The 19,653-nt window shown below is 69.9% G+C and carries 21 protein-coding genes and 1 pseudogene; 7 read left to right on the plus strand and 15 right to left on the minus strand.

Translation table 11 applies throughout. The features are described from left to right. The first annotated feature begins 97 nt into the window (after positions 1-97). Positions 98-1,363, plus strand: coding sequence for a PTS transporter subunit EIIC (locus tag ACIBAG_RS22010; protein ID WP_399107197.1), 1,266 nt, complete (start codon positions 98-100; stop codon positions 1,361-1,363). A 106-nt stretch (positions 1,364-1,469) separates the two neighbouring features. Here ACIBAG_RS22010 and ACIBAG_RS22015 read toward each other — a convergent pair whose 3' ends face one another. Continuing rightward, a complete protein-coding gene (locus tag ACIBAG_RS22015) occupies positions 1,470-2,222 on the minus strand; it encodes an MBL fold metallo-hydrolase (RefSeq protein WP_399107198.1) in 753 nt (250 codons plus the stop codon). 272 nt (positions 2,223-2,494) lie between these two features. Here ACIBAG_RS22015 and ACIBAG_RS22020 point away from each other — a divergent pair, with 272 nt between their 5' ends. Then, entirely contained in the window at positions 2,495-2,776 is a 282-nt protein-coding gene (locus ACIBAG_RS22020; RefSeq protein WP_399107199.1) for a hypothetical protein, read from the plus strand. Positions 2,777-2,811: 35 nt separating this feature from the next. Beyond that, positions 2,812-3,276 carry a type II toxin-antitoxin system PemK/MazF family toxin gene (locus tag ACIBAG_RS22025; RefSeq protein WP_399107200.1) on the plus strand — a complete coding sequence of 155 codons (465 nt, stop codon included), beginning with the start codon at positions 2,812-2,814 and terminating at the stop codon, positions 3,274-3,276. A 13-nt stretch (positions 3,277-3,289) separates the two neighbouring features. On the opposite strand, the gene ACIBAG_RS22030 is transcribed toward ACIBAG_RS22025, so the two are convergent. The 9 genes and pseudogenes from ACIBAG_RS22030 to clpS all read right to left on the minus strand — a co-directional run bounded on the left by ACIBAG_RS22030 (position 3,290) and on the right by clpS (position 9,234). Further along, entirely contained in the window at positions 3,290-4,240 is a 951-nt protein-coding gene (locus tag ACIBAG_RS22030; RefSeq protein ID WP_399107201.1) for a PLP-dependent cysteine synthase family protein, read from the minus strand. 5 nt (positions 4,241-4,245) lie between these two features. Next, positions 4,246-4,524 (minus strand): MoaD/ThiS family protein, encoded by a 279-nt coding sequence (locus ACIBAG_RS22035; protein WP_399107202.1) that lies wholly within the window; start codon positions 4,522-4,524, stop codon positions 4,246-4,248. 116 nt (positions 4,525-4,640) lie between these two features. Next, the gene (locus ACIBAG_RS22040; RefSeq protein ID WP_316959376.1) at positions 4,641-4,736 is read right to left on the minus strand and encodes a putative leader peptide; all 96 of its coding nucleotides are present in this window, start codon (positions 4,734-4,736) and stop codon (positions 4,641-4,643) included. A gap of 165 nt (positions 4,737-4,901) precedes the next feature. Continuing rightward, positions 4,902-5,507: pseudogene (locus ACIBAG_RS22045) on the minus strand (LacI family transcriptional regulator); the annotation flags it as partial. Positions 5,508-5,648: 141 nt separating this feature from the next. Next, positions 5,649-5,753 carry a hypothetical protein gene (locus ACIBAG_RS22050; RefSeq protein WP_399107203.1) on the minus strand — a complete coding sequence of 35 codons (105 nt, stop codon included), beginning with the start codon at positions 5,751-5,753 and terminating at the stop codon, positions 5,649-5,651. A 168-nt stretch (positions 5,754-5,921) separates the two neighbouring features. Next, complete coding sequence (locus ACIBAG_RS22055; protein ID WP_399107204.1) at positions 5,922-6,344, minus strand: Mov34/MPN/PAD-1 family protein; 423 nt, start codon at positions 6,342-6,344, stop codon at positions 5,922-5,924. A 140-nt stretch (positions 6,345-6,484) separates the two neighbouring features. Then, positions 6,485-7,921 (minus strand): amino acid permease, encoded by a 1,437-nt coding sequence (locus ACIBAG_RS22060; protein WP_399107205.1) that lies wholly within the window; start codon positions 7,919-7,921, stop codon positions 6,485-6,487. Positions 7,922-8,295: 374 nt separating this feature from the next. Next, positions 8,296-8,904: a DUF2017 domain-containing protein gene (locus tag ACIBAG_RS22065; protein ID WP_399107206.1), complete on the minus strand. Its 609-nt coding sequence runs from the start codon at positions 8,902-8,904 to the stop codon at positions 8,296-8,298. Positions 8,905-8,916: 12 nt separating this feature from the next. Then, entirely contained in the window at positions 8,917-9,234 is a 318-nt protein-coding gene (gene clpS, locus ACIBAG_RS22070; RefSeq protein ID WP_362125120.1) for an ATP-dependent Clp protease adapter ClpS, read from the minus strand. A gap of 184 nt (positions 9,235-9,418) precedes the next feature. Here clpS and ACIBAG_RS22075 point away from each other — a divergent pair, with 184 nt between their 5' ends. Then, positions 9,419-10,777: a nicotinate phosphoribosyltransferase gene (locus tag ACIBAG_RS22075; RefSeq protein WP_399107207.1), complete on the plus strand. Its 1,359-nt coding sequence runs from the start codon at positions 9,419-9,421 to the stop codon at positions 10,775-10,777. A 136-nt stretch (positions 10,778-10,913) separates the two neighbouring features. After that, positions 10,914-11,504 (plus strand): isochorismatase family protein, encoded by a 591-nt coding sequence (locus ACIBAG_RS22080; RefSeq protein WP_399107208.1) that lies wholly within the window; start codon positions 10,914-10,916, stop codon positions 11,502-11,504. 25 nt (positions 11,505-11,529) lie between these two features. Here the strand turns inward: ACIBAG_RS22080 and ACIBAG_RS22085 are convergent, their stop codons facing one another. Both ACIBAG_RS22085 and ACIBAG_RS22090 read right to left on the minus strand, forming a co-directional pair. After that, the gene (locus ACIBAG_RS22085; RefSeq protein WP_399107209.1) at positions 11,530-11,874 is read right to left on the minus strand and encodes a hypothetical protein; all 345 of its coding nucleotides are present in this window, start codon (positions 11,872-11,874) and stop codon (positions 11,530-11,532) included. 158 nt (positions 11,875-12,032) lie between these two features. Beyond that, entirely contained in the window at positions 12,033-14,381 is a 2,349-nt protein-coding gene (locus ACIBAG_RS22090) for an immune inhibitor A domain-containing protein (RefSeq protein WP_399107210.1), read from the minus strand. A gap of 392 nt (positions 14,382-14,773) precedes the next feature. Here ACIBAG_RS22090 and ACIBAG_RS22095 point away from each other — a divergent pair, with 392 nt between their 5' ends. Beyond that, complete coding sequence (locus ACIBAG_RS22095) at positions 14,774-15,028, plus strand: hypothetical protein (RefSeq protein ID WP_399107211.1); 255 nt, start codon at positions 14,774-14,776, stop codon at positions 15,026-15,028. 30 nt (positions 15,029-15,058) lie between these two features. On the opposite strand, the gene ACIBAG_RS22100 is transcribed toward ACIBAG_RS22095, so the two are convergent. Further along, entirely contained in the window at positions 15,059-15,706 is a 648-nt protein-coding gene (locus tag ACIBAG_RS22100; RefSeq protein ID WP_399107212.1) for an RDD family protein, read from the minus strand. Positions 15,707-15,857: 151 nt separating this feature from the next. After that, positions 15,858-17,462 (minus strand): RDD family protein, encoded by a 1,605-nt coding sequence (locus ACIBAG_RS22105; RefSeq protein ID WP_399107213.1) that lies wholly within the window; start codon positions 17,460-17,462, stop codon positions 15,858-15,860. Positions 17,463-17,725: 263 nt separating this feature from the next. On the opposite strand from ACIBAG_RS22105, the gene ACIBAG_RS22110 reads away from it, so the two are divergent. Then, on the plus strand, positions 17,726-18,148 hold the full coding sequence (locus tag ACIBAG_RS22110) for an SsgA family sporulation/cell division regulator (RefSeq protein WP_399107214.1): 423 nt from the start codon (positions 17,726-17,728) through the stop codon (positions 18,146-18,148). 80 nt (positions 18,149-18,228) lie between these two features. Here the strand turns inward: ACIBAG_RS22110 and ACIBAG_RS22115 are convergent, their stop codons facing one another. Further along, positions 18,229-19,635: an FAD-binding oxidoreductase gene (locus ACIBAG_RS22115; protein ID WP_399107215.1), complete on the minus strand. Its 1,407-nt coding sequence runs from the start codon at positions 19,633-19,635 to the stop codon at positions 18,229-18,231. Between the last annotated feature and the right edge of the window lie 18 nt (positions 19,636-19,653).

Genomic DNA, 19,653 nt, shown 5'->3' on the forward strand with positions numbered 1-19,653 from the left:
GTGCTACAACAGGTCTACACCACTGAGTGGTTTAGACCAGAGACGTTGCCGTCCCCCTCCCAGTCCCCGGGCGGCGCCTTGCCCAATGGAGGAAGTTGTGACCACGGCTAGCGCCGCTCCCGCGGCCGACAAGAAGAAGGGCGCCGGCGCGATGGCTGTTCTGCAGCGTATCGGCCGCAGCCTGATGCTGCCGGTGGCGGTCCTGCCCGCCGCCGCCCTCCTGGTGCGCTTCGGCAACAACGACATGCTGGGAGACCCGTCCTACCCCGCGTTCCTCACCAAGATCGCGGGCTTCATGGCGGCCGGCGGCAACGCGATCCTCGACAACATGGCGCTGCTGTTCGCCGTGGGCATCGCGATCGGCTTCGCCAAGAAGTCGGACGGCTCGACGGCCCTGGCGGCCGTGGTCGGCTACCTGGTCTTCAAGAACGTGCTGGCCACGTTCACCGACAAGAACCTGCCGCAGGTGGAGAAGGCCGTCGAAGGCAAGGTCGTGATGGTCGACGCCCCCGTGGACGCCAAGGTCCTCGGCGGCGTGGTGATGGGCATCGTCGTGGCCCTGCTCTACCAGCGCTTCTACCGCACCAAGCTGCCGGACTGGGCGGGCTTCTTCGGCGGCCGTCGGCTGGTCCCGATCCTGTCGGCCTTCGCGGGCCTGGTCATCGGCATAGTCTTCGGCTACATCTGGCCGGTCCTCGGCACGGCTCTGCACAACTTCGGCGAGTGGCTGGTCGGCTCCGGGGCCGTCGGTGCCGGCATCTTCGGTGTCGCCAACCGTGCGCTGATCCCGATCGGCATGCACCACCTGCTGAACTCCTTCCCCTGGTTCCAGGCCGGTGAGTACGAGGGCAAGAGCGGCGACATCGCCCGGTTCCTGGCCGGCGACCCGACGGCGGGCCAGTTCATGACCGGCTTCTTCCCGATCATGATGTTCGCGCTGCCCGCCGCCTGCCTCGCGATCGTCCACTGCGCCCGCCCCGAGCGCCGCAAGGTCGTCGGCGGCATGATGTTCTCGCTCGCGCTGACCTCGTTCGTCACGGGCGTCACCGAGCCGATCGAGTTCACCTTCATGTTCATCGCCCCGGTGCTGTACGCCATCCACGCCGTGCTCACGGGTGTCTCGATGGCGCTGACCTGGGCCCTGGGGATGAGGGACGGCTTCGGTTTCTCGGCCGGCGCGGTCGACTTCGGCCTGAACCTGGGCATCGCGACCAACCCGTGGGGCCTGGCCCTGGTGGGCCTGTGCTTCGCCGCGGTCTACTACGTGATCTTCCGGTTCGCGATCACCAAGTTCAACCTGCCGACGCCGGGCCGCGAGTCCGACGAGGAACTCGCCGAACTGCAGAAGGCGGAGGCGAAGTAGGCCGACGGCCCCGCAAAGAACGACGAAGGCCCCGGAACCGGGAAGGTTCCGGGGCCTTCGCGCGCATACGGGCCTGAACCCCGTACAGGCTGTTTCGGCCGAGCGGTCAGATCTCGTACGTCTGCCTCGGCGCCGCGAGCTCCACCGGACCGTCGTAGACCGCGCGCGCGTCGGCCACGTTGACCTGCGGGTCGGTCCACGGCGGGATGTGGGTGAGGACCAGGCGGCGGGCGTTCGCGCGGGCCGCCGTCTGGCCCGCCTCGCGGCCGTTGAGGTGCAGGTCGGGGATGTTCTCCTTGCCGTGCGTGAAGGCCGCCTCGCACAGGAACAGGTCGGCGTCCAGGGCGAGTTCGTCCAGGGCCGTGCTGATGCCCGTGTCGCCCGAGTAGGTCAGGACCTTGCCCCCGTGCTCGATCCGGATGCCGTACGCCTCCACCGGATGGGCCACGCGCTCCGTGTGCACCGTGAACGGGCCGATCTCGAAGGTGGACGGCTTGACCGTGTGGAAGTCGAAGACCTCGCTCATGGACGAGGCGGTGGGGGTGTCGGCGTAGGCGGTGGTCAGGCGCTGTTCCGTGCCCTCGGGTCCGTAGACCGGGAGCGGGTCGCACCGGCCGCCGTCGTGCCGGTAGTAGCGCGCCACGAAGTACGCGCACATGTCGATGCAGTGGTCGGCGTGCAGATGGCTGAGGAAGATCGCGTCGAGGTCGTAGAGACCGCAGTGGCGCTGCAGCTCGCCCAGGGCGCCGTTGCCCATGTCGAGGAGCAGCCGGAAGCCGTCGGCCTCTACGAGGTAGCTCGAGCAGGCCGATTCCGCGGACGGGAACGACCCCGAGCAGCCGACGACGGTGAGCTTCATGAAACAGAAACCTCCGCTGGCGGATATCCAGAGAATCCAGAAGATCGGGAATGGGGCGTCGGGGGTCGTGCGGTTTGTCGAGCGTAAGGCGCAAAACCTCCGGTCGCTCCTCCGCCAGGGGCTGTTGTGGGCGAACTCACCTGTGGTGTCAGCCGTTCGGCTGCCGACCCTGTCCAGGTGTTCGGTGTGCGGCCATCTCCACTCGCTACCACACAAAAGTGGACGTAACGTCGGAAACAGGTGTCGCCTTCTGTGAATCGAGGGATCCGAACATGGCCGTGTTGGTCGTCAACCAGGGCGCCGAGTGGACCCAGGAGCTCTACCAGGCAACGTTCGACCGGGCGATCCCGGACCGCACGAATCCGCCCGCCGGTATGGTCGCCCACTACGCGGCGCCGAGCGAGGGCGGAGGGTGGCAGGTCATCGACGTATGGGAGTCGGAGGAGGCGTTCCGGCGCTTCCTGGAGGAGTCGGTCGTCCCGGCCGCGAAGGAGCTCGGAGCGCCCCCGTTCGAGAGCCATGTGACCGAGCTGTACAACTCCCTGGTCGCGTAAGGCGCCGTGGGGCCGGAGGCCGGTAACGTCATCCCATGGACACGTCATGGTGGCTGGCGCTCGCGGCGGTGGTACTGCTCGCGCTAGTTGCCGCACTCGTGGACGGGTGGGGGCGCGGGCGGCGTCCCGAGGGGCGGCGGACGCGGCCGCCGGGGCGGCCCCGGGGGCGGGCGCGCGGGCCCGCTTCGGCTCGTCCGGAGCCTGCGGAGATCTGGTGGGCGAGGGTGCCGTACGAGGACGGGCCGGGCGCCAAGGACCGGCCCTGTCTGGTGCTCGCGGTGCGGGGACAGCAGGTCACCGTCGCGAAGATCACCAGTAAGTACCGCGACGAGCGGCGCGGGGTGATTCCGTTGCCGCCGGGCTCGGTCGGGGACACCCGCGGGCGGGCGAGCTTTCTGGAGACGGGTGAGCTGCGGGACGTACCGGTGTGGGAGTTCCGGCGGCGGGTCGGGGTGATGGACCCGGTCGTGTGGGACCAGGTCCGTCACCTGTCGAACTGAGGCCGCCCGGCGGTCAGGCCCAGAGCTGGCCCTGCAGGGTCTCGATCGCTTCCTCTGTCGTGGCCGCCGTGTAGACGCCGGTCGAGAGGTACTTCCAGCCGCCGTCGGCGACGACGAACACGATGTCGGCGGGCTCTCCCGCCTTCAGCGCCTTCTTGCCGACCCCGATCGCGGCGTGCAGCGCGGCGCCCGTGGAGATGCCCGCGAAGATGCCCTCCTGCTGGAGGAGTTCGCGGGTGCGGGTGACCGCGTCGGCCGAACCGACCGAGAAGCGGGTGGTCAGGACGGAGGCGTCGTACAGCTCGGGGACGAAGCCCTCGTCGAGGTTGCGCAGGCCGTAGACGAGGTCGTCGTAGCGCGGTTCCGCGGCGACGATCTTGACGTCCGGCTTGTGCTCGCGCAGGTAGCGGCCGACGCCCATCAGGGTGCCCGTGGTGCCGAGGCCGGCGACGAAGTGGGTGATGGAGGGGAGGTCGGCGAGGATCTCCGGGCCGGTCGTGGCGTAGTGGGCGCCGGCGTTGTCCGGGTTGCCGTACTGGTAGAGCATCACCCAGTCGGGGTGTTCGGCCGCCAGTTCCTTGGCGACGCGTACGGCGGTGTTGGAGCCGCCCGCGGCCGGGGACGAGATGATCTCCGCGCCCCACATGGCGAGCAGGTCCCGGCGCTCCTGCGAGGTGTTCTCGGGCATCACGCACACGATGCGGTAGCCCTTGAGCTTGGCCGCCATGGCGAGGGAGATGCCGGTGTTGCCGCTGGTCGGCTCCAGGATCGTGCAGCCCGGGGTCAGCCGGCCGTCCTTCTCCGCCTGCTCGATCATGTGCAGGGCGGGGCGGTCCTTGACCGAGCCGGTGGGGTTGCGGTCCTCCAGCTTGGCCCAGATGCGGACGTCCTCGGACGGCGACAACCGCGGCAGGCACACCAGGGGGGTGTTGCCGACCGCGGCGAGCGGGGAGTCGTAGCGCATCCGGATCAGGCCATACCGCCGGCCACGGCCGGCAGGATCGTGACGTTGTCGCCGTCGGAGAGCTTGGTGTTGATGCCGTCGAGGAAGCGGACGTCCTCGTCGTTCAGGTAGACGTTGACGAAGCGGCGCAGCTCGCCACCGTCCACGATGCGGGCCTGGATGCCCGTGTGCCGGGTCTCGAGGTCGGCGAACAGCTCGGCGAGGGTGTCACCGCTGCCCTCCACCGCCTTCTGACCGTCGGTGTACTGGCGGAGGATGGTCGGGATGCGGACCTCGATGGCCATGGCTCAGGGCTCCTGTCGGGAGTAGTCAGTCGGGGCGCGCGGCAGCGCAAGTACAGCATGTGGTGGTGCGTGAGTGCAGCGCCGCGGCTCACGGCCGTACGGCGGCAGGTGTCGCGTCAACAGATGGCGCTGGCGAGCCTGCACAGATCGACGTGCAGCCGCGCCACGAGCAGCATGCCCGGCGTCTTTTCGCTCACGTCGTGGAAAACCATGGGCTCATCGTATCGATTCCCGGTCCGGCTTTTGGAATGTGATCCCACATCGCGGACGGTTGAGGGCCGGGGAGTGAGACCGCGCTGTTCAGGCGGACGCTCGCACCACGAGGTGGGTCGGCGTGACGACGGACGGGACCTGCGGGCCTTCGCACAGCAGCCGGGCCATATCGCGTCCAGGTCGGGACACCGCGCGAGCAGCGCCGCCATGGCCGCGGCGCCGCCCTGCTGCGTGTAGTCGCCCTTCTCGATCAGCTCGGGTGGGCTGTCGAGCAGGATCCCGGTAGCCGTCGAGGCGGTCGACGGCGGAGGCCTCCTGGTCGTACGGGCCGGCGCTGGTGGCGATGCGCTCGCGGCCGAGGGAGACCAGGTGGCGTACGGCCTGGCGGGCGCCGCCGCGGTTGTCGACGTCGACGTGGACATGGCCGGGCACGGGGCTCGCCCTCGCGCAGCATCGGACGGTCGCCGAAGACCGCGGGCAGGCCCGGGCGCCGGATCATCGCGGGCAGCGGGTCGTCGGCGCGCGGGGAGAACAGCAGGGCCCCGTCGACATGGCCGCCGCCCAGGAAGTCGGCGACGCGCGGGTAGTCGTCGGGCTCCTCCAGGAACAGCAGGACGGGCTGGACCCCGTGCCCCACCAGGTTCTTGCGGATGCCGCGCAGGTGGCGGTCGAAGAACGGGTCGATGAACAGCCGGTCCTGCGACTGGGTGGCGACGACCGCGACGGCGTTGTTCCGGCGGGTGACCCTGACGTGCGGCGTGTTTGGGGACTTCCACGCTCGAACAACCTCGCGCGGGGCCACCCCCATCGCGTCGCCCGCCGCGGAAGCGGCCGATCGACACGGCTCCTCCGCCTTGCAACTGCACGCTCCCCATCGCCCCCCGCTCGGGTCGGCTGAAGGGCAGCACGCCTCACAGCCGGCCTGATCCGAACGACAGGGCCTGGCCGAGCTCGGCGATCACCTCGCGGACGCGGTCGGCGACCTCCGCGCGCACCCTGGGCTCGCCGTTGATCACCCGTGACACCGTGGACTTCGAGACCTTGGACCGGCCGGCGACGTCCTCCAGTGTGGGCGCCGCCCGTTCGACTGCTGCGTCAACACCATCTCTGTTACGGCGAGTTGTTCGCGTACGCCTAGGCGAAACGGTATCTCCGGCGGCCCCTTCGCGCCCCGGAGTCGTGGATCAGTAGGCCTCGACGATCTTGACCTCCTCCTCGGTCACCTCGCCCTCGACGATCCGGAAGGAGCGGAACTGGAACTCGCCGAGGCCGTCGGTGTCGGCGGTGGAGACCAGGACGTAGTGCGCGCCGGGCTCGTTGGCGTAGGAGATGTCGGTGCGGGAGGGGTAGGCCTCGGTGGCGGTGTGGGAGTGGTAGATGACCACCGGGTCCTCGTCGCGGTCGTCCAGCTCGCGGTACAGCTTGAGGAGATCACCGGAGTCGAACTCGTAGAACGTGGGCGACATGGCCGCGTTCAGCATCGGGATGAAGCGCTCGGGGCGGTCCGAGCCGGCCGGCCCCGCCACGACGCCGCACGCTTCGTCGGGGTGGTCCTTGCGCGCGTGGGCGACGATCTGGTCGACGAGGGCCTGGGTGATGGTCAGCATGCTCGTCAGGATAAGCAGAGGGCCGTCCCGTACCGAAGGGTGGTACGGGACGGCCCATATGCCGGACGCCCTGAGCGGCAGCGGCAGGGGGCGCCACGAGAGCTCCCTGCCGCTGGACGTCCGGCCTTTCGGCGAAGTGTCTAACCGACCTTCTCGAACTCCGGCTCGTCACCGCGCTCGGCGACCTGCGGGTTGCGGCTCTTGAGGACCGCCCAGCCGATGCCGAGGGCGGCGGCCCAGCCGGCCATGACGTAGAGGCAGACGCGGGCGTCGGCGTCGTACGCGATCAGACCGGTCACGAAGAGCAGGAACACGATGGCGATCCAGCTGCACACCGAGCCGCCCGGCGCCGGGAAGGACGAGGCGGGCAGGCGGCCCGCGACGACCTGGCGGCGGTAGAGGACGTGGCTGATCAGGATCATCAGCCAGGTCCAGATGCCGGCCGCGGTGGCGATGGAGGTGACGTAGCCGAACGCCTTCTCCGGGACGACGTAGTTGAGGACCACGCCGATGCCCATGAACAGCACCGAGACGAAGATGCCGAAGGCCGGGGTCTTGGTGGCGGACAGCCGGGAGAAGACCTTGGGGGCCTCGCCGCTCTCGGCCAGGTTCCGCAGCATGCGGCCCGTGGAGTACATGCCGGAGTTGCAGGACGACAGGGCGGCCGTGAGCACCACGAAGTTGACGATGCCGGCGGCGGCCGGGATGCCGATCACCGCGAACGCCTTCACGAACGGGCTGACGCCCTCGGCGAACTCGGTCCACTTCACGACGCAGAGGATGACGGTGAGCGCGCCGACGTAGAACAGCGCGATGCGCCACGGGAGCGTGTTGATCGCCTTGGGGAGGGTCTTCTCCGGGTTCTCCGACTCACCGGCCGTGACACCCACCAGCTCGACCGCGAGGTAGGCGAACATGACGCCCTGCAGGGTCATCAGGGACGAGCCGATGCCCTTGGGGAAGAAGCCGTCGAAGGCCCAGAGGTTGGAGACGGCGGCGGTGTCACCGGCGGCGCTGAAGCCGAAGGTGAGGACACCGAGGCCGATGACGATCATGCCGATGAGGGCGGTGACCTTGACCATCGAGAACCAGAACTCCAGCTCACCGAAGAGCTTCACGGAGATCAGGTTGACACCGAAGAGGATCACCAGGAAGACCAGCGCGGTGACCCACCGCGGGATCTCCGGGAACCAGTAGTTGACGTAGATCGCGGCGGCCGTGAGCTCGGCCATGCCGGTGACGACCCACATCAGCCAGTACGTCCAGCCGGTGAAGTAGCCGAAGAACGGGCCGAGGAACTCCCGGGAGTACTCGGCGAACGAGCCCGAGACCGGGCGGTAGAGCAGGAGCTCACCGAGCGCCCGCATGATGAAGAAGACGATGACGCCGGCGAGGGCGTACATCACGATGAGGCTGGGACCGGCCTTGGCGATGTTCGCGCCGGCGCCCAGGAACAGGCCGACGCCGATGGCGCCGCCGATCGCGATCATCTGTACCTGACGGCTGCCGAGGCCGCGCTCGTAGCCCTCTTCGGGAGCGTCCGCGGCCTTCGTGTCAGTGACCTTCGAAGAGGTCATGTGTAGTGCGCCTTTCTCCATGCCGACCCGGGCCTTTCGTCGGCCTCGGATCGGGTCTCGATCCCCCCGGATTGCTGGAGTTGAGCGAACTCGCGAGCCCGCTCGTGCCTGACCGGCGATCCGCCGGCCGCATGGCGCACCCGGCCGAACATTCGGGTGGTGTTCGCCGGGCGTCGTGAAGATTTATCACGGCCGTCACAGTGATCGGGCAGGGGACATGTGGCGCATCGCACAGGAAGAACCGGACAAACGAACCGCCGGCACCCAGAGCGGGCGACGGCGGTGACACGATCGTTATCCGGATTTGAGCGTCCGCTGAGCGAACACAAAACCGTCACATACAGACACAGGATGGTCGCAGGGACGGTCGCGAGCTACGGCATCAGCGTCGCGACCAGCGTCTCCTGGAGCCCGCCCAGCCACAGATACGCCATCACCATCGGCTTGCGCGGGTCCTCGTCCGGGAGCCGGTAGAGCAGGTCGGTGTCGTCCTCGTCGGTGATGTCCAGGCGGGAGCCGATGGCCAGACGCAGATCGTTGAGGGCGCGCAGCCACTGCTGGGACTGCTCGGCGGAGAGCTTGAGCACCGCGCCGCCCTCCCCGGCCGAGGCGGCGCTGAGTTCGTCCAGGGAGCGGACCACCGCGAGCGCGTTGTCCCGCTTGCCGGCGCGCAGGTCGTTCTCGGTGTAGCGCCGGAACTCCGCGGAGTACGCCCGCTGCTCCTCGGCCTCCTTGGCCTGCGGGGCGCCCTCGGGGTCGCTGTAGGCGTCCGGGAACAGGCGCTTGAGCACCGGGTCGGCCGGCGGTTCACTGGGGCCCTCGGCGAAGAGCTCGGCGAGCGGGTCGTCGGGGGCGTCCTCGGCGGGTCCGGGGCCGATGAGCTCCAGGAGCTGGACGGCCAGCGACCGGATGATGGAGATCTCGACGTCGTCGAGGGCGACGGCCGCGCCGCCGCCGGGGAGCGGTTCGAAGGTTCCTGGCATGGAGACGGTTCGCTACTTCCGGTCCTGTTGGAGGGTGGCCCACAGCCCGTAGCCGTGCATCGCCTGCACGTCGCGCTCCATCTCCTCGCGAGTACCGCTGGAGACGACCGCCCGGCCCTTGTGGTGGACATCGAGCATGAGCTTGGTGGCCTTGTCCTTGCTGTACCCGAAGTACGCCTGGAAGACATAGGTCACATAGCTCATGAGGTTGACCGGGTCGTTGTGAACGATCGTGACCCAGGGGACGTCCGGCTCAGGTACGGCGAAGACTTCCTCCGCCGACTCGGTGCGTTCGATCTCTACGGGAGCGGGTGACGTCACAGTGCCCATGCTGCCACCCGAGGGGGGTGGTCGCACAAATCCTCGTCGAACCCCGGAGCAAGCCGTCGGAGCAAATCGTCAAACTGACGAAATGGGGGTAGCATTCATTGCCATGCTGCATACACCGGGGGACAACCCCCGGACCCCCGGCCGGTCTCGGGGGACCCGGAGAGTCACGGCTAGGAGAGCTTTCGTGGATGTAGCGGACCTTGGGCTGCCGGTGGACGTTCCCTCGACGGCGCTCTTCACGGACCAGTACGAGCTGACGATGCTGCAGGCCGCCCTGAAGGCGGGCACCGCCGAGCGGCGGAGCGTGTTCGAGGTCTTCACGCGCCGGCTGCCGAACGGGCGCCGGTACGGCGTGGTCGCGGGCACCGGCCGGGTGCTGGACGCCGTCGAGAACTTCCGCTTCGACGCGGGCGTCCTCGGCTTCCTGCGCGAGCGGAAGATCGTCGACGAGGACACCCTTCAGTGGCTCGCCGGCTACCGCTTCTCCGGCGACGTCTGGGGCTACCCCGAGGGCGAGGTCTACTTCCCGGGCTCGCCGATCATGCGGGTCGAGGGCACCTTCGCCGAGTGCGTGCTGCTGGAGACCGTGATCCTCTCCATCCTCAACCACGACTCCGCGATCGCCGCGGCCGCCTCCCGTATGTCCTCGGCCGCCGGGGGGCGCCCGCTCATCGAGATGGGCGCCCGGCGCACCCACGAGCTGGCCGCGGTGGCCGCCTCCAGGGCCGCGTACGTCGGCGGCTTCGCCTCCACCTCCGACCTGGCGGCCGGCTTCCGTTACGGCATCCCCACCGTCGGCACCAGCGCCCACGCCTTCACCCTCCTGCACGACCGCGAGCGGGACGCCTTCCAGGCCCAGGTGGCCACCATGGGCCGCGGCACCACGCTGCTCGTGGACACCTACGACGTCGCCGAGGCGGTCCGTACGGCCGTGGAGGTCGCCGGGCCCGAGCTGGGCGCCGTCCGGATCGACTCCGGCGACCTGCTGCTGGTCGCGCACCGGGTGCGGCAGCAGCTGGACGAGCTGGGCGCGACGGGCACGAGGATCATCGTGACCTCCGACCTGGACGAGTACGCCATCGCCTCCCTCGCGGCGGCGCCGGTGGACGCGTACGGCGTCGGCACCCAGCTGGTGACCGGGTCCGGGCACCCCACCTGCTCGATGGTCTACAAGCTGGTCGCCCGCGCCGAGTCCGCCGACCCGCAGGCCCCGCTGGTGCCGGTGGCCAAGAAGTCCAGCGGCGGCAAGACCTCCATCGGCGGCCGCAAGTGGGCCGCGCGGCGCCTCGACGAGTACGGCGTCGCGGAGGCCGAGGTCGTCGGCACGGGGGCGGTTCCGGACGAACTCGCCGACCGGCAGCTGCTGGTCGAGCTGGTCAAGGGCGGTGACGTGGTGGCCCGTGAGCCGCTGGACGTCGTACGGGACCGGCACACGGCCGCCCGGGCGGGCCTGCCGATGTCCGCGACCCAGCTCTCGCGGGGGGAACCGGTCATTCCGACGGAGTATGTCAACGGGCGCTCGGAGAGCCGGACGGGGTCGTGAAGCGAGTGCGCCCGGCGCGCTCACTCCATGCCCCCTCCCGTACCGCACGCGAAGTCTCTAGGCTCGGAAGTTCACGGCCGGGCCCGCACGCTTTCACCGTCCCGACCTCAGCGTCCATAACCGAAGGACACCGACCATGCGCCGCGCCTTGATCGTCGTAGACGTGCAGAACGACTTCTGCGAGGGGGGCAGCCTCGCGGTGGCCGGCGGTGCCGATGTGGCCGCCGCCGTCACCGAGCTGATCGGGCAGGCGGCCGGCTCCGGCTACCAGCACGTGGTAGCCACCCGCGACCACCACATCGCCCCCGGCGGCCACTTCTCCACACACCCCGACTTCGCCCACTCCTGGCCCGCGCACTGCGTCGCCGGCACGGAGGGCGTCGGCTTCCACCCGAACTTCGCCCCGGCGGTCGCCTCGGGCGCGATCGACGCCGTGTTCGACAAGGGGGCGTACGCGGCGGCGTACAGCGGGTTCGAGGGGGCCGACGAGAACGGGGTGAAGCTGGCCGACTGGCTGCGGGCGAGGGAGGTCTCGGAGGTGGACGTGGTGGGCATCGCCACGGACCACTGCGTGCGGGCGACCGCGCTGGACGCGGTGCGGGAGGGGTTCCGTACGCAGGTCCTGCTGGACCTGACCGCGGGTGTGGCCACGGAGACCACCGAGCGGGCGCTGGAGGAGATGCGGGACGCGGGGGTCGAGCTGTCCGGGAAGCCGGTCGTCGCGTAGGTCTGTGGGCTACCCGGCCTGTCGGCTACGCCGGTGCCGCCGGGCGTCTCAGCAGAGCCCTGATCGGGTGCCACAGCTCCTGCGCCGGCTCGGGGCCCAGGGCGACACCGTTGTCGGGTGCTGTTCGCCATATCAGGCCGTCCGGGTGGTGCAGGACCGCCGTGATCTCGTCCGGGGTGGGCGGGGCGGCGTTGCCGCGCAGGTAGACGGCGCGCATGCCCAGGTTGCGGAGCCTGGTCAGGGCTCGGGCGCGGTTCTGGGCGTGGACGAGGACACGGACGCAGCCCGTGCGGTCGGCGGTGGGTCTGGGCAGGTTCAGCGCCACCACCACGCTGCCGGTCGGCAGCTTGCAGAAACCTCCTGCGGCCATGCGGTCACACCCCCGTGCGAGTCGGTGTCAGGGTCGGGGCCGGTGCCTGCGCCGGCTCCGGTGTCAATAACGGAAGCACAGGGTGCACCTAAACACGACCGGCGGCAACCCCGCCAGGGGGTTGCCGCCGGTAGCGCTCTGACCTGCGAAAACGCGAGCTACTTCACAGCGGGGCCGACCTCGACGGTGATCGTCGAGCCGTTCTCGGCCTCTTTGAGGATCTTGATCTTCGTGTTGGTGTCAGTGATCTTGACACCGGCCGCCGGGGTCGCCGCGTCGTAGTACGTGTTGGTGTGGTCGTTGAAGACCGGCACCCCCGCACGCGACGGGATCCGCATCGCGACGTCCGCGTTGTGCAGCGTCATACCGTCCGTGCGGTACCGGCTGAACGGCGCGTCGTAGGACTGGATGCGGTTGCGCATCAGCGTGCCGTCGGCCCACTTCAGCGGGGTCGGGTGGGAGTCCACCGGGAGGACCAGGCCGACACCGGGGTGCTTGCTGGTGTTGTTGTCCGCCTGGGAGGTGTCCCACTTCCAGATCAACAGGCCGTTCTGGTACGCGTAGTGCTCCACCCAGTCCGGACGGGTCCCCGAGAAGCCGAAGTTGTACGGGCCGGTCTTCAGGACCTTGTCGTACGACACGTACTGGCGGTTCTCGGCGATGTAGTACTGCGCGTAGTCGTCCGTGATGGACGCGCCGATGCGGGAGAAGCCCTTGGCCGTCCAAGCGGCGTCCGCGCTCTCGGCGTTGTCCGAGAACACGGCCGTGCCGTCGGCGGTCACGGTGATCTGGTCGGCCGCGAAGCCCTTCTGGGCCACGCCGCCGTCCGTCTGGTAGCGGAACCGCAGGTCGATCTTCTTGCCGGCGTAGGCGTCGAGCGGGAAGACCAGCTTCTTGTACGCGTCCACCGTGCCGGTCAGCGCCGGCTTGCCGCTGGCGTCCTTCGGGAGCGCCGCGCCGTCGACGGTGCCGTCGACGGCGGTCCAGTTGGCGCCGCCGTCGGTGGAGACCTCGGTGTAGAGGTAGTCGTACTCGGCCTCGATGTCGTACCAGCCGTCGAGGGTCAGCGACGCCTTGGACTTGCCGGTGAGGTCCACGGAACGGGTCAGCGTGTTGGCGAGGTTGTCGCCGCTGCCGCTCCACCACTGGTTCGCGCCCTGGGCCGGTACCACGATCTCGGTGGTGACCTTCTTCTTGGGCAGCTCGACCACGAGGGCCTGCTTGTGCCGGGTGTTGTACTCGGCGACGCCCAGCTTGTGCTCGGACTCCGTCGCGGCCTTGGCCCGGTCGTAGTTCAGCCAGCCCAGCTGCAGCTTGTCCCAGGCGGTCATGTCGCCGGGCAGGTCGCCGATCTCGCCCTTGCCGGTGCCGAGCCAGGAGCCGGACGACATCAGGGTCCAGAAGCCGGTGGAGTTCTCGCCGCCGGCGGTGTCGTAGTGGTCCGGCAGACCGAGGTCGTGGCCGTACTCGTGGGCGAAGACGCCGAGTCCGCCGTTCTCCGGCTGGACGGTGTAGTCGCCGACCCAGATTCCGGTGGAGCCGATCTGCGCGCCGCCCAGCTTGTTGCCGTCGGGGCCGGTGGCACCCGCGTCGGTGCCGAACGCGTACCAGCGGTGGGCCCAGATCGCGTCGGTGCCCTGGGCGCCGCCGCCCGCGGACTCGTCCTCACCGGCGTGCACGACCTGGAAGTGGTCGATGTAGCCGTCGGCCTCGTTGAAGTCGCCGTCGCCGTCGAAGTCGTAGCGGTCCCACTGGTCGTACTGGGTGACGGCGGCCTTGATCTCGGCGTCGGTCTTCCCAGCTGCCTTCTGCTGGGCGACCCACGCGTTCAGACCGTCGCTGACGACGTTCCAGACGCTGGAGCAGTTGGTCTGGCCGCAGGCGTTGTTGCCGTAGCGGGCCTCGTTGTAGGGGACCTTGACCCAGTCGGTGACCTCGCCCTCGACCGAGTAGCGGCCCGAGGACTGCTTCTCGTAGTACTTCTTCAGCGACTCGGTCTTGCTGCCGGTGCCGAAGTAGAGGTCCTGGTAGTGCTTGCGGTCGTAGTCCGCCTGCCAGGCCGTGGAGTTGTCCTTGCTGCGGTCGGGCTCGGCTATCTGGTTGTGGGCCGGGCCGGGTGTGCCGCCGAACTCGCTGATCTGGTCGCCGAACTCGACCAGGATCGTGAATATCTTGTCGGTCTTCTCGCGGCCCAGCTCGACGTACTTGCTGTCGCCCTTCTTGCTCTTGAGCTCGACGACCTGCGAGCCCTCGCGCTCCTTCACCTTGGTCTTGCCGGATATGACCTGGTTCAGGGCTTCTTCGCGCTGAGCCTCCTGGGTCTTGCTCAGGGGGCCTTCCAGGTCGTGGTCGACGTGAGTGTGCTCCGCCGGGTCGTGTCGCTCGACGGACACCGCCGACTCGCCCTCGTCGGCCTGAGCCACCGCGAAGGTCGAGAACGTCGCCGCCGCCGTCGCGAGCGCGACGGTGGTCGCCGCCGCTCTGAACGTCCAGGGTCTACTGGTCACTTGCTTCCTCCCCCGCGTCCGGGCGCGCGGAATGAAGGGTCCTGGTCATGGAGGGTCCGCGCGCGCCTGATCAACGCGTGTAGTCAAGTGACGACATTTGACTAGAGGTTAACCAGAAAAAACAGACCTTGACTTGAACAGGTCAAGTGCACTATGCGGAGTCGATGTTCATTTAGCGGACAACCACTCTCCCTCAACAGGCGCGTGCCCCTGTCCACTTGGTGGACGGTATGAACCAGTGCGCCCCCCGTGCTCCGGCACTGTTGGTTAGGTCACGCTTACGGTTTGTTCCCCTCGGGCATGCACGCGGTTAGAGTCGGATGGCGGAACGCCCGGACGTCGGCGGAAAGCCAGGCCGAAGCCCCCCGTGCACCCCCGAATCCGAGGACACGATGATCATGCCTCGTCCGACTGCCGCACAGCTCGCCTACGGCTCGTGCACCGTGATCTTCTCCACGCTCGCCATGCTGCTGCTGTCACAGACGAGTTCGGGCGCGGGGATCGCGGTCATCGCCGTCGCGGCGCTCCTGCTCGGGCTGCTGGTCGCCATGACGGTGCCCATGCCGAAGAGGTCCCGCGTGGTGACGGTGCGCAAGCCCGCCGTCGACCGGGAACAGACCGAGGAACCTGTGCTGACCCAGTCCTGACGCACCTCCTCACCGCACTCCCGGCGGGCGTCAGCCGCTGGTGCTGACCACCACCGTCTTCGCCGACTTGTCGTGCAGCCCCTGCTTGTAGGGCTTGTCGAAGAAGCTCCAGCCGCCGCAGATCGCGGTCCAGATACAGGCGCAGCAGAACGCGAACGGGATCCACAGCACCGCCGCCCGGATCAGCGAGGTCTGCACGGACGGTGTGGCGCCGTTGTCGAGGTTGGCCACCCGCATGTTGAGCAGCTTCTTGCCGAGCGTCTGCCCCGTCCTGGCGGTCAGGACGGTGTCGTAGCCCATGAAGAGCACGGCGGCGACCACCGACTGCACGACGGACTTGCTGTACTCCACCTCGTCGGTGTTCACGTCGTACTCGGTGACGCCGAACCCCCAGGTGAGCAGCCAGACGACGACGCCCACGAGGATCATGTCGATGATGCGCGCCAGCGTGCGCTTGCCGCTGTCGGCGAGCGGCGGCATCCCGGCGAGCGGGTCGGTGGGATAACCGCCGCCGCCGTACGGATCACCGCCACCTCCGTAGGGCGGTGGCGGCTGGCTGCCGTACGGCGGCTGATCGCCGTACGGCGAACCCGAGCCCCCGGGCGGCGGGGGCTGCTTCCTGAACGGGTCGTCTTCCGGGGGCGGCTGACCGGAGCCGGGAGGCGGTTCACTGCTCATGGCCCGAGTCGACCGCGAACCCCGCGGCTTCGCATCCGGCGCGGGGCCGTCCGGAGTACGGAATCCTCCCGGCCGTTCGCCTCATGGGGTGACCCCATGACAGGCGTAGGACGGACGTACGGCAGCCCTCGGGACGCCGTCGGCCGACCGCTCAGCCTGCGACGAACGTGCGTGCCGCCTTGTCGTGCAGGCACTGGTGCCAGGGCCGGTCGAACAGGCACCAGGCCACGCCGACCACGCCGACGACGAGCAGGTTGGGGACGGTGAAGACGAGCCAGCGGCGCAGGGCCGCGCCGAACTCCGGCGGCTCGTGGGCCTCGATGTCCCGCACCTCCAGGCCGAGCAGCTTCTTGCCCAGCGTGCGGCCCCACTTGGCGGTGGGCAGGACCTCGTAGACGAGCCCGACCACCAGCAGGACGGCCAGGATGATGCCCAGGTACACCGACGTCGTGCCGTCCAGCAGCCACACGGTGACCGTCTCGCCGGACAGCTTGGCTTCGTCGATCTTCCCGTTGACATGGTCGATCGCCTTGATGCCGAACGGCACGGCGACGGCCGAGGTGACGGCGGCCACCACGAAGTTGTCGAGCATCCGGGCCGCCAGCCGCTTGCCGAGGTTCGCCGGACGGGCGGCGGCCTGACGCCGCGCGGCGGCCTGGAAAAGGTCCTCGACCGGCGGCTTCCAGGGGGCGACCGGCTGGTCCTCACCGGCGAGCCGGTGGACCTGCTGGGCCCAGGACGACTGGCCGCCACCGGGCCCGGCCGTCATGGGGGCCTGGGACGCGGCGACCGCGGGCTGCGGGCCGCCCTGCTGGGGGACGCCCGGGGAGGCCTGCTGCGGGCCCGAGGGAGCATTCGCGGGGGCGGCCGCGGACGGGGTGCCGGCGGCGGCCTGAGCGCCCGCCTGAGCCTGTGCCTGGGCCCCCGCGGCGCGCTCGGCGGCGGCCTTCCCGGCGCCGAAGCCGGGGCCTTGCGGGGCGCCGGCCGCCGGGGGGTGGCCCGCGTCCGGACGTGCGGCGCCCGGGCCGGCGGACGCGCCCGTGCTTCCGGCCTGCGCCCCGGCCGCCCCGCCCTGCTGCCCCGTGCGCGGGGACAGCGCGCGGATGGCCATGGTGCCGTCGACGGGCGCGGGGCCCGCGGGGTTCGGGATGTGCGGAGCGGCCTGCCCGGACGGGCCGGCGGACGGTGCTCCCGCGGCCCCGGCGACGGGCCGGCGGATCATGAACGTGTCGCCGGAGGCGAGGCCCGCGGCGTCCGCGTCCGGCTCGGCAGGGGCGTTCGTCGCCGTGCCGTCCGTACGGGCGGCGTGACCTTCCGGCTGGGCCGCGCGCGGGTCGGCGCCCTGCTGGGCGCCCCAGGAGACGCGGTGGTCCTGGTCGCCGCCGAAGCCGGACTGGCGCGAGGGGTCGGCGCCCCAGGCGGACGCCGGCTCGGGGCGGTTGCCGTGCTGGGCGCCGTCCGACGCGGGTTCCTGGGCCGGCTCCTCGTCGAAGAAGTGCGGGCCGGTCTCCTCGACCGCGGCGGCCGGGGTCGCGGGGTTGGCCGGCGTGGCAGGGGTGGCCGCGGCGGCCGCGGGCCGGTCCGGCCGCACGCCCGGCGGCGGGGCGAGCGTTTCGCCGTCCGTCGGTGCCGGACGGCTGGTGCCCGGCACCCAGGAGGCGCCGTTCCAGTACCGGACATATCCAGGAATGGACGGGTCCGGGTAATACCCTTCGCGGGGCCTGTCGTCACCGGGGGCCGGGGTTGGGGCGCTCATGTCCGTCGTCCGGTATCTGCTCGAGGGTCTATTGGGGGCCTCCACATCTATCAGACGCACGCAACAAGCACCGCCGGTCCCGCAGGACCCACCCCTTTCCGGGCAACCTCGTACACGGACTTCACAACGATCGGAAGCGTGCGGGAACAGGCCCGGAAAAAATCTTCGCGAACCCGCGTAATGATCCGCCGCCCCACGCCCTCTCCACTCGTACGGGCCCGTCCTCAGGGTCCGCACACGACACGGGAGAGGACATCCACGCCATGCACTACACCGTCATCGAGCGCGAACTGGAGCTGAGGCTCGTCCTGTCGCCGGAGCGCGGGGTCGCCGTGCCGGCTCGGCTGAGTTATCACAGCGACGATCCGTACGCGGTGCACATCACGTTCCACATCAACTCCGAGAACCCCGTGTACTGGACCTTCTCCCGCGATCTGCTCGTCGAGGGCGTGTTCCGGCCGTGCGGGCACGGCGACGTGCGGGTGTGGCCGACGAAGGTCGAGGGGCGCGGCGTCGTGCTGATGGCGCTGAGTTCGCCGGACGGGGACGCCCTGCTGGAGGCGCCGGCGGCCCCGCTGTCGGCCTGGCTGGAGCGGACGCTGCGGGTGGTGCCCCCGGGGACCGAGGGCGAGCAGCTGGGGATCGACGACGCGCTCGCCGAGCTGCTCGCCCCCTCCAGTGAGTGAGCCGCAACCATCAATTGAGGAACCACAACGGCGATCAGCCACGTCCGCGAGAGCGGCGGCGGTTCAGCCGCAAGGAGGGGTCAGAACAGCTTGCCCGGGTTGAGGATGCCCAGCGGGTCGAAGACCTGCTTGATGCCCCGCTGCAGCTCGATCCCGACCGGGCCGATCTCGCGCGCCAGCCACTCCTTCTTCAGCACGCCCACGCCGTGCTCGCCGGTGATCGTGCCGCCGAGTTCCAGGCCGAGGGCCATGATCTCGTCGAAGGACTCGCGGGCGCGCCGGGACTCGTCGGGGTCGGCCGCGTCGAAGCACACGGTCGGGTGGGTGTTGCCGTCACCGGCGTGCGCGACGACGCCGATGGTCAGCTGGTGCTTCTCGGCGATCCGCTCGACGCCCTCGATCAGATCGCCGAGGCGCGAGCGGGGCACGCACACGTCGTCGATCATCGTCACGCCGCGCACCGCCTCCAGCGCGGTCAGGGACAACCGCCGCGCCTGGAGCAGGAGTTCGGACTCGGCCGCGTCGTCCGCCGGGACCACCTGGGTGGCGCCGGCCGCCTCGCACAGCGCACCGACGGCGGCGAGGTCGGCGGCCGGGTCCGGGGTGTCGAAGGCGGCCAGGAGCAGGGCCTCGGTCGACTCCGGCAGTCCCATGTTCGCCATGTCGTTGACGGCCTTGACCGTCGTACGGTCCATCAGTTCGAGCAGTGACGGGACGTGCCCGCCGGCCATGATCCGGCACACCGCGTCGCAGGCTTCGGCCGCGGACGCGAACTCGGCGGCGAGGACCAGTTGCTGCGGCGGCTGCGGCTTGAGCGCCAGGACGGCCCGTACGACGATGCCGAGCGAGCCCTCGGAGCCGACGAAGAGGCGGGTCATGTCGTATCCGGCGACGCCCTTGGCGGTACGGCGGCCGGTGGACATCAGGCGTCCGTCGGCGAGGACGACGTCGAGGCCGAGGACGTACTCCGCCGTCACCCCGTACTTCACACAGCACAGGCCGCCGGATGCGGTGCCGATGTTGCCGCCGATCGTGCACATCTCCCAGCTGGACGGGTCCGGCGGGTAGTACAGGCCCAGTTCGTTCACCGCGCGGGACAGGGCCGCGTTGATCACGCCGGGTTCGACGACCGCGATGCGGTCGACCGGGTTGATCTCCAGGATGCGGTCCATCTTGGTCAGGGACAGCACGATGCAGCCGTCGGAGGCGTTGGCGCCGCCCGACAGGCCCGTGCGGGCGCCCTGCGGGACGACCGGGACACGCAGCTCGGTGGCGGTGCGCATGACGTGCTGGACCTCTTCGACGGTCCGCGGCAGCACGACCACGGCGGGGGCGCCGGCCGGGCAGAAGCTGGCCATGTCGTTGGCGTAGGAGGCGGTGACGTCGGGATCGGTCAGGACGGCCTCGGCGGGCAGACCCGCGAGCAGCCGCTCGGTGAGGTCACCCCGGGCCTGGTCGGGTGCGGCTTCGATACGGCTCATGATCACAGCGTGACACCCGGGGCC

The sequence above is a fragment of the Streptomyces sp. NPDC051243 genome, from assembly GCF_044455405.1.
Taxonomy (GTDB): Bacteria; Actinomycetota; Actinomycetes; order Streptomycetales; family Streptomycetaceae; genus Streptomyces.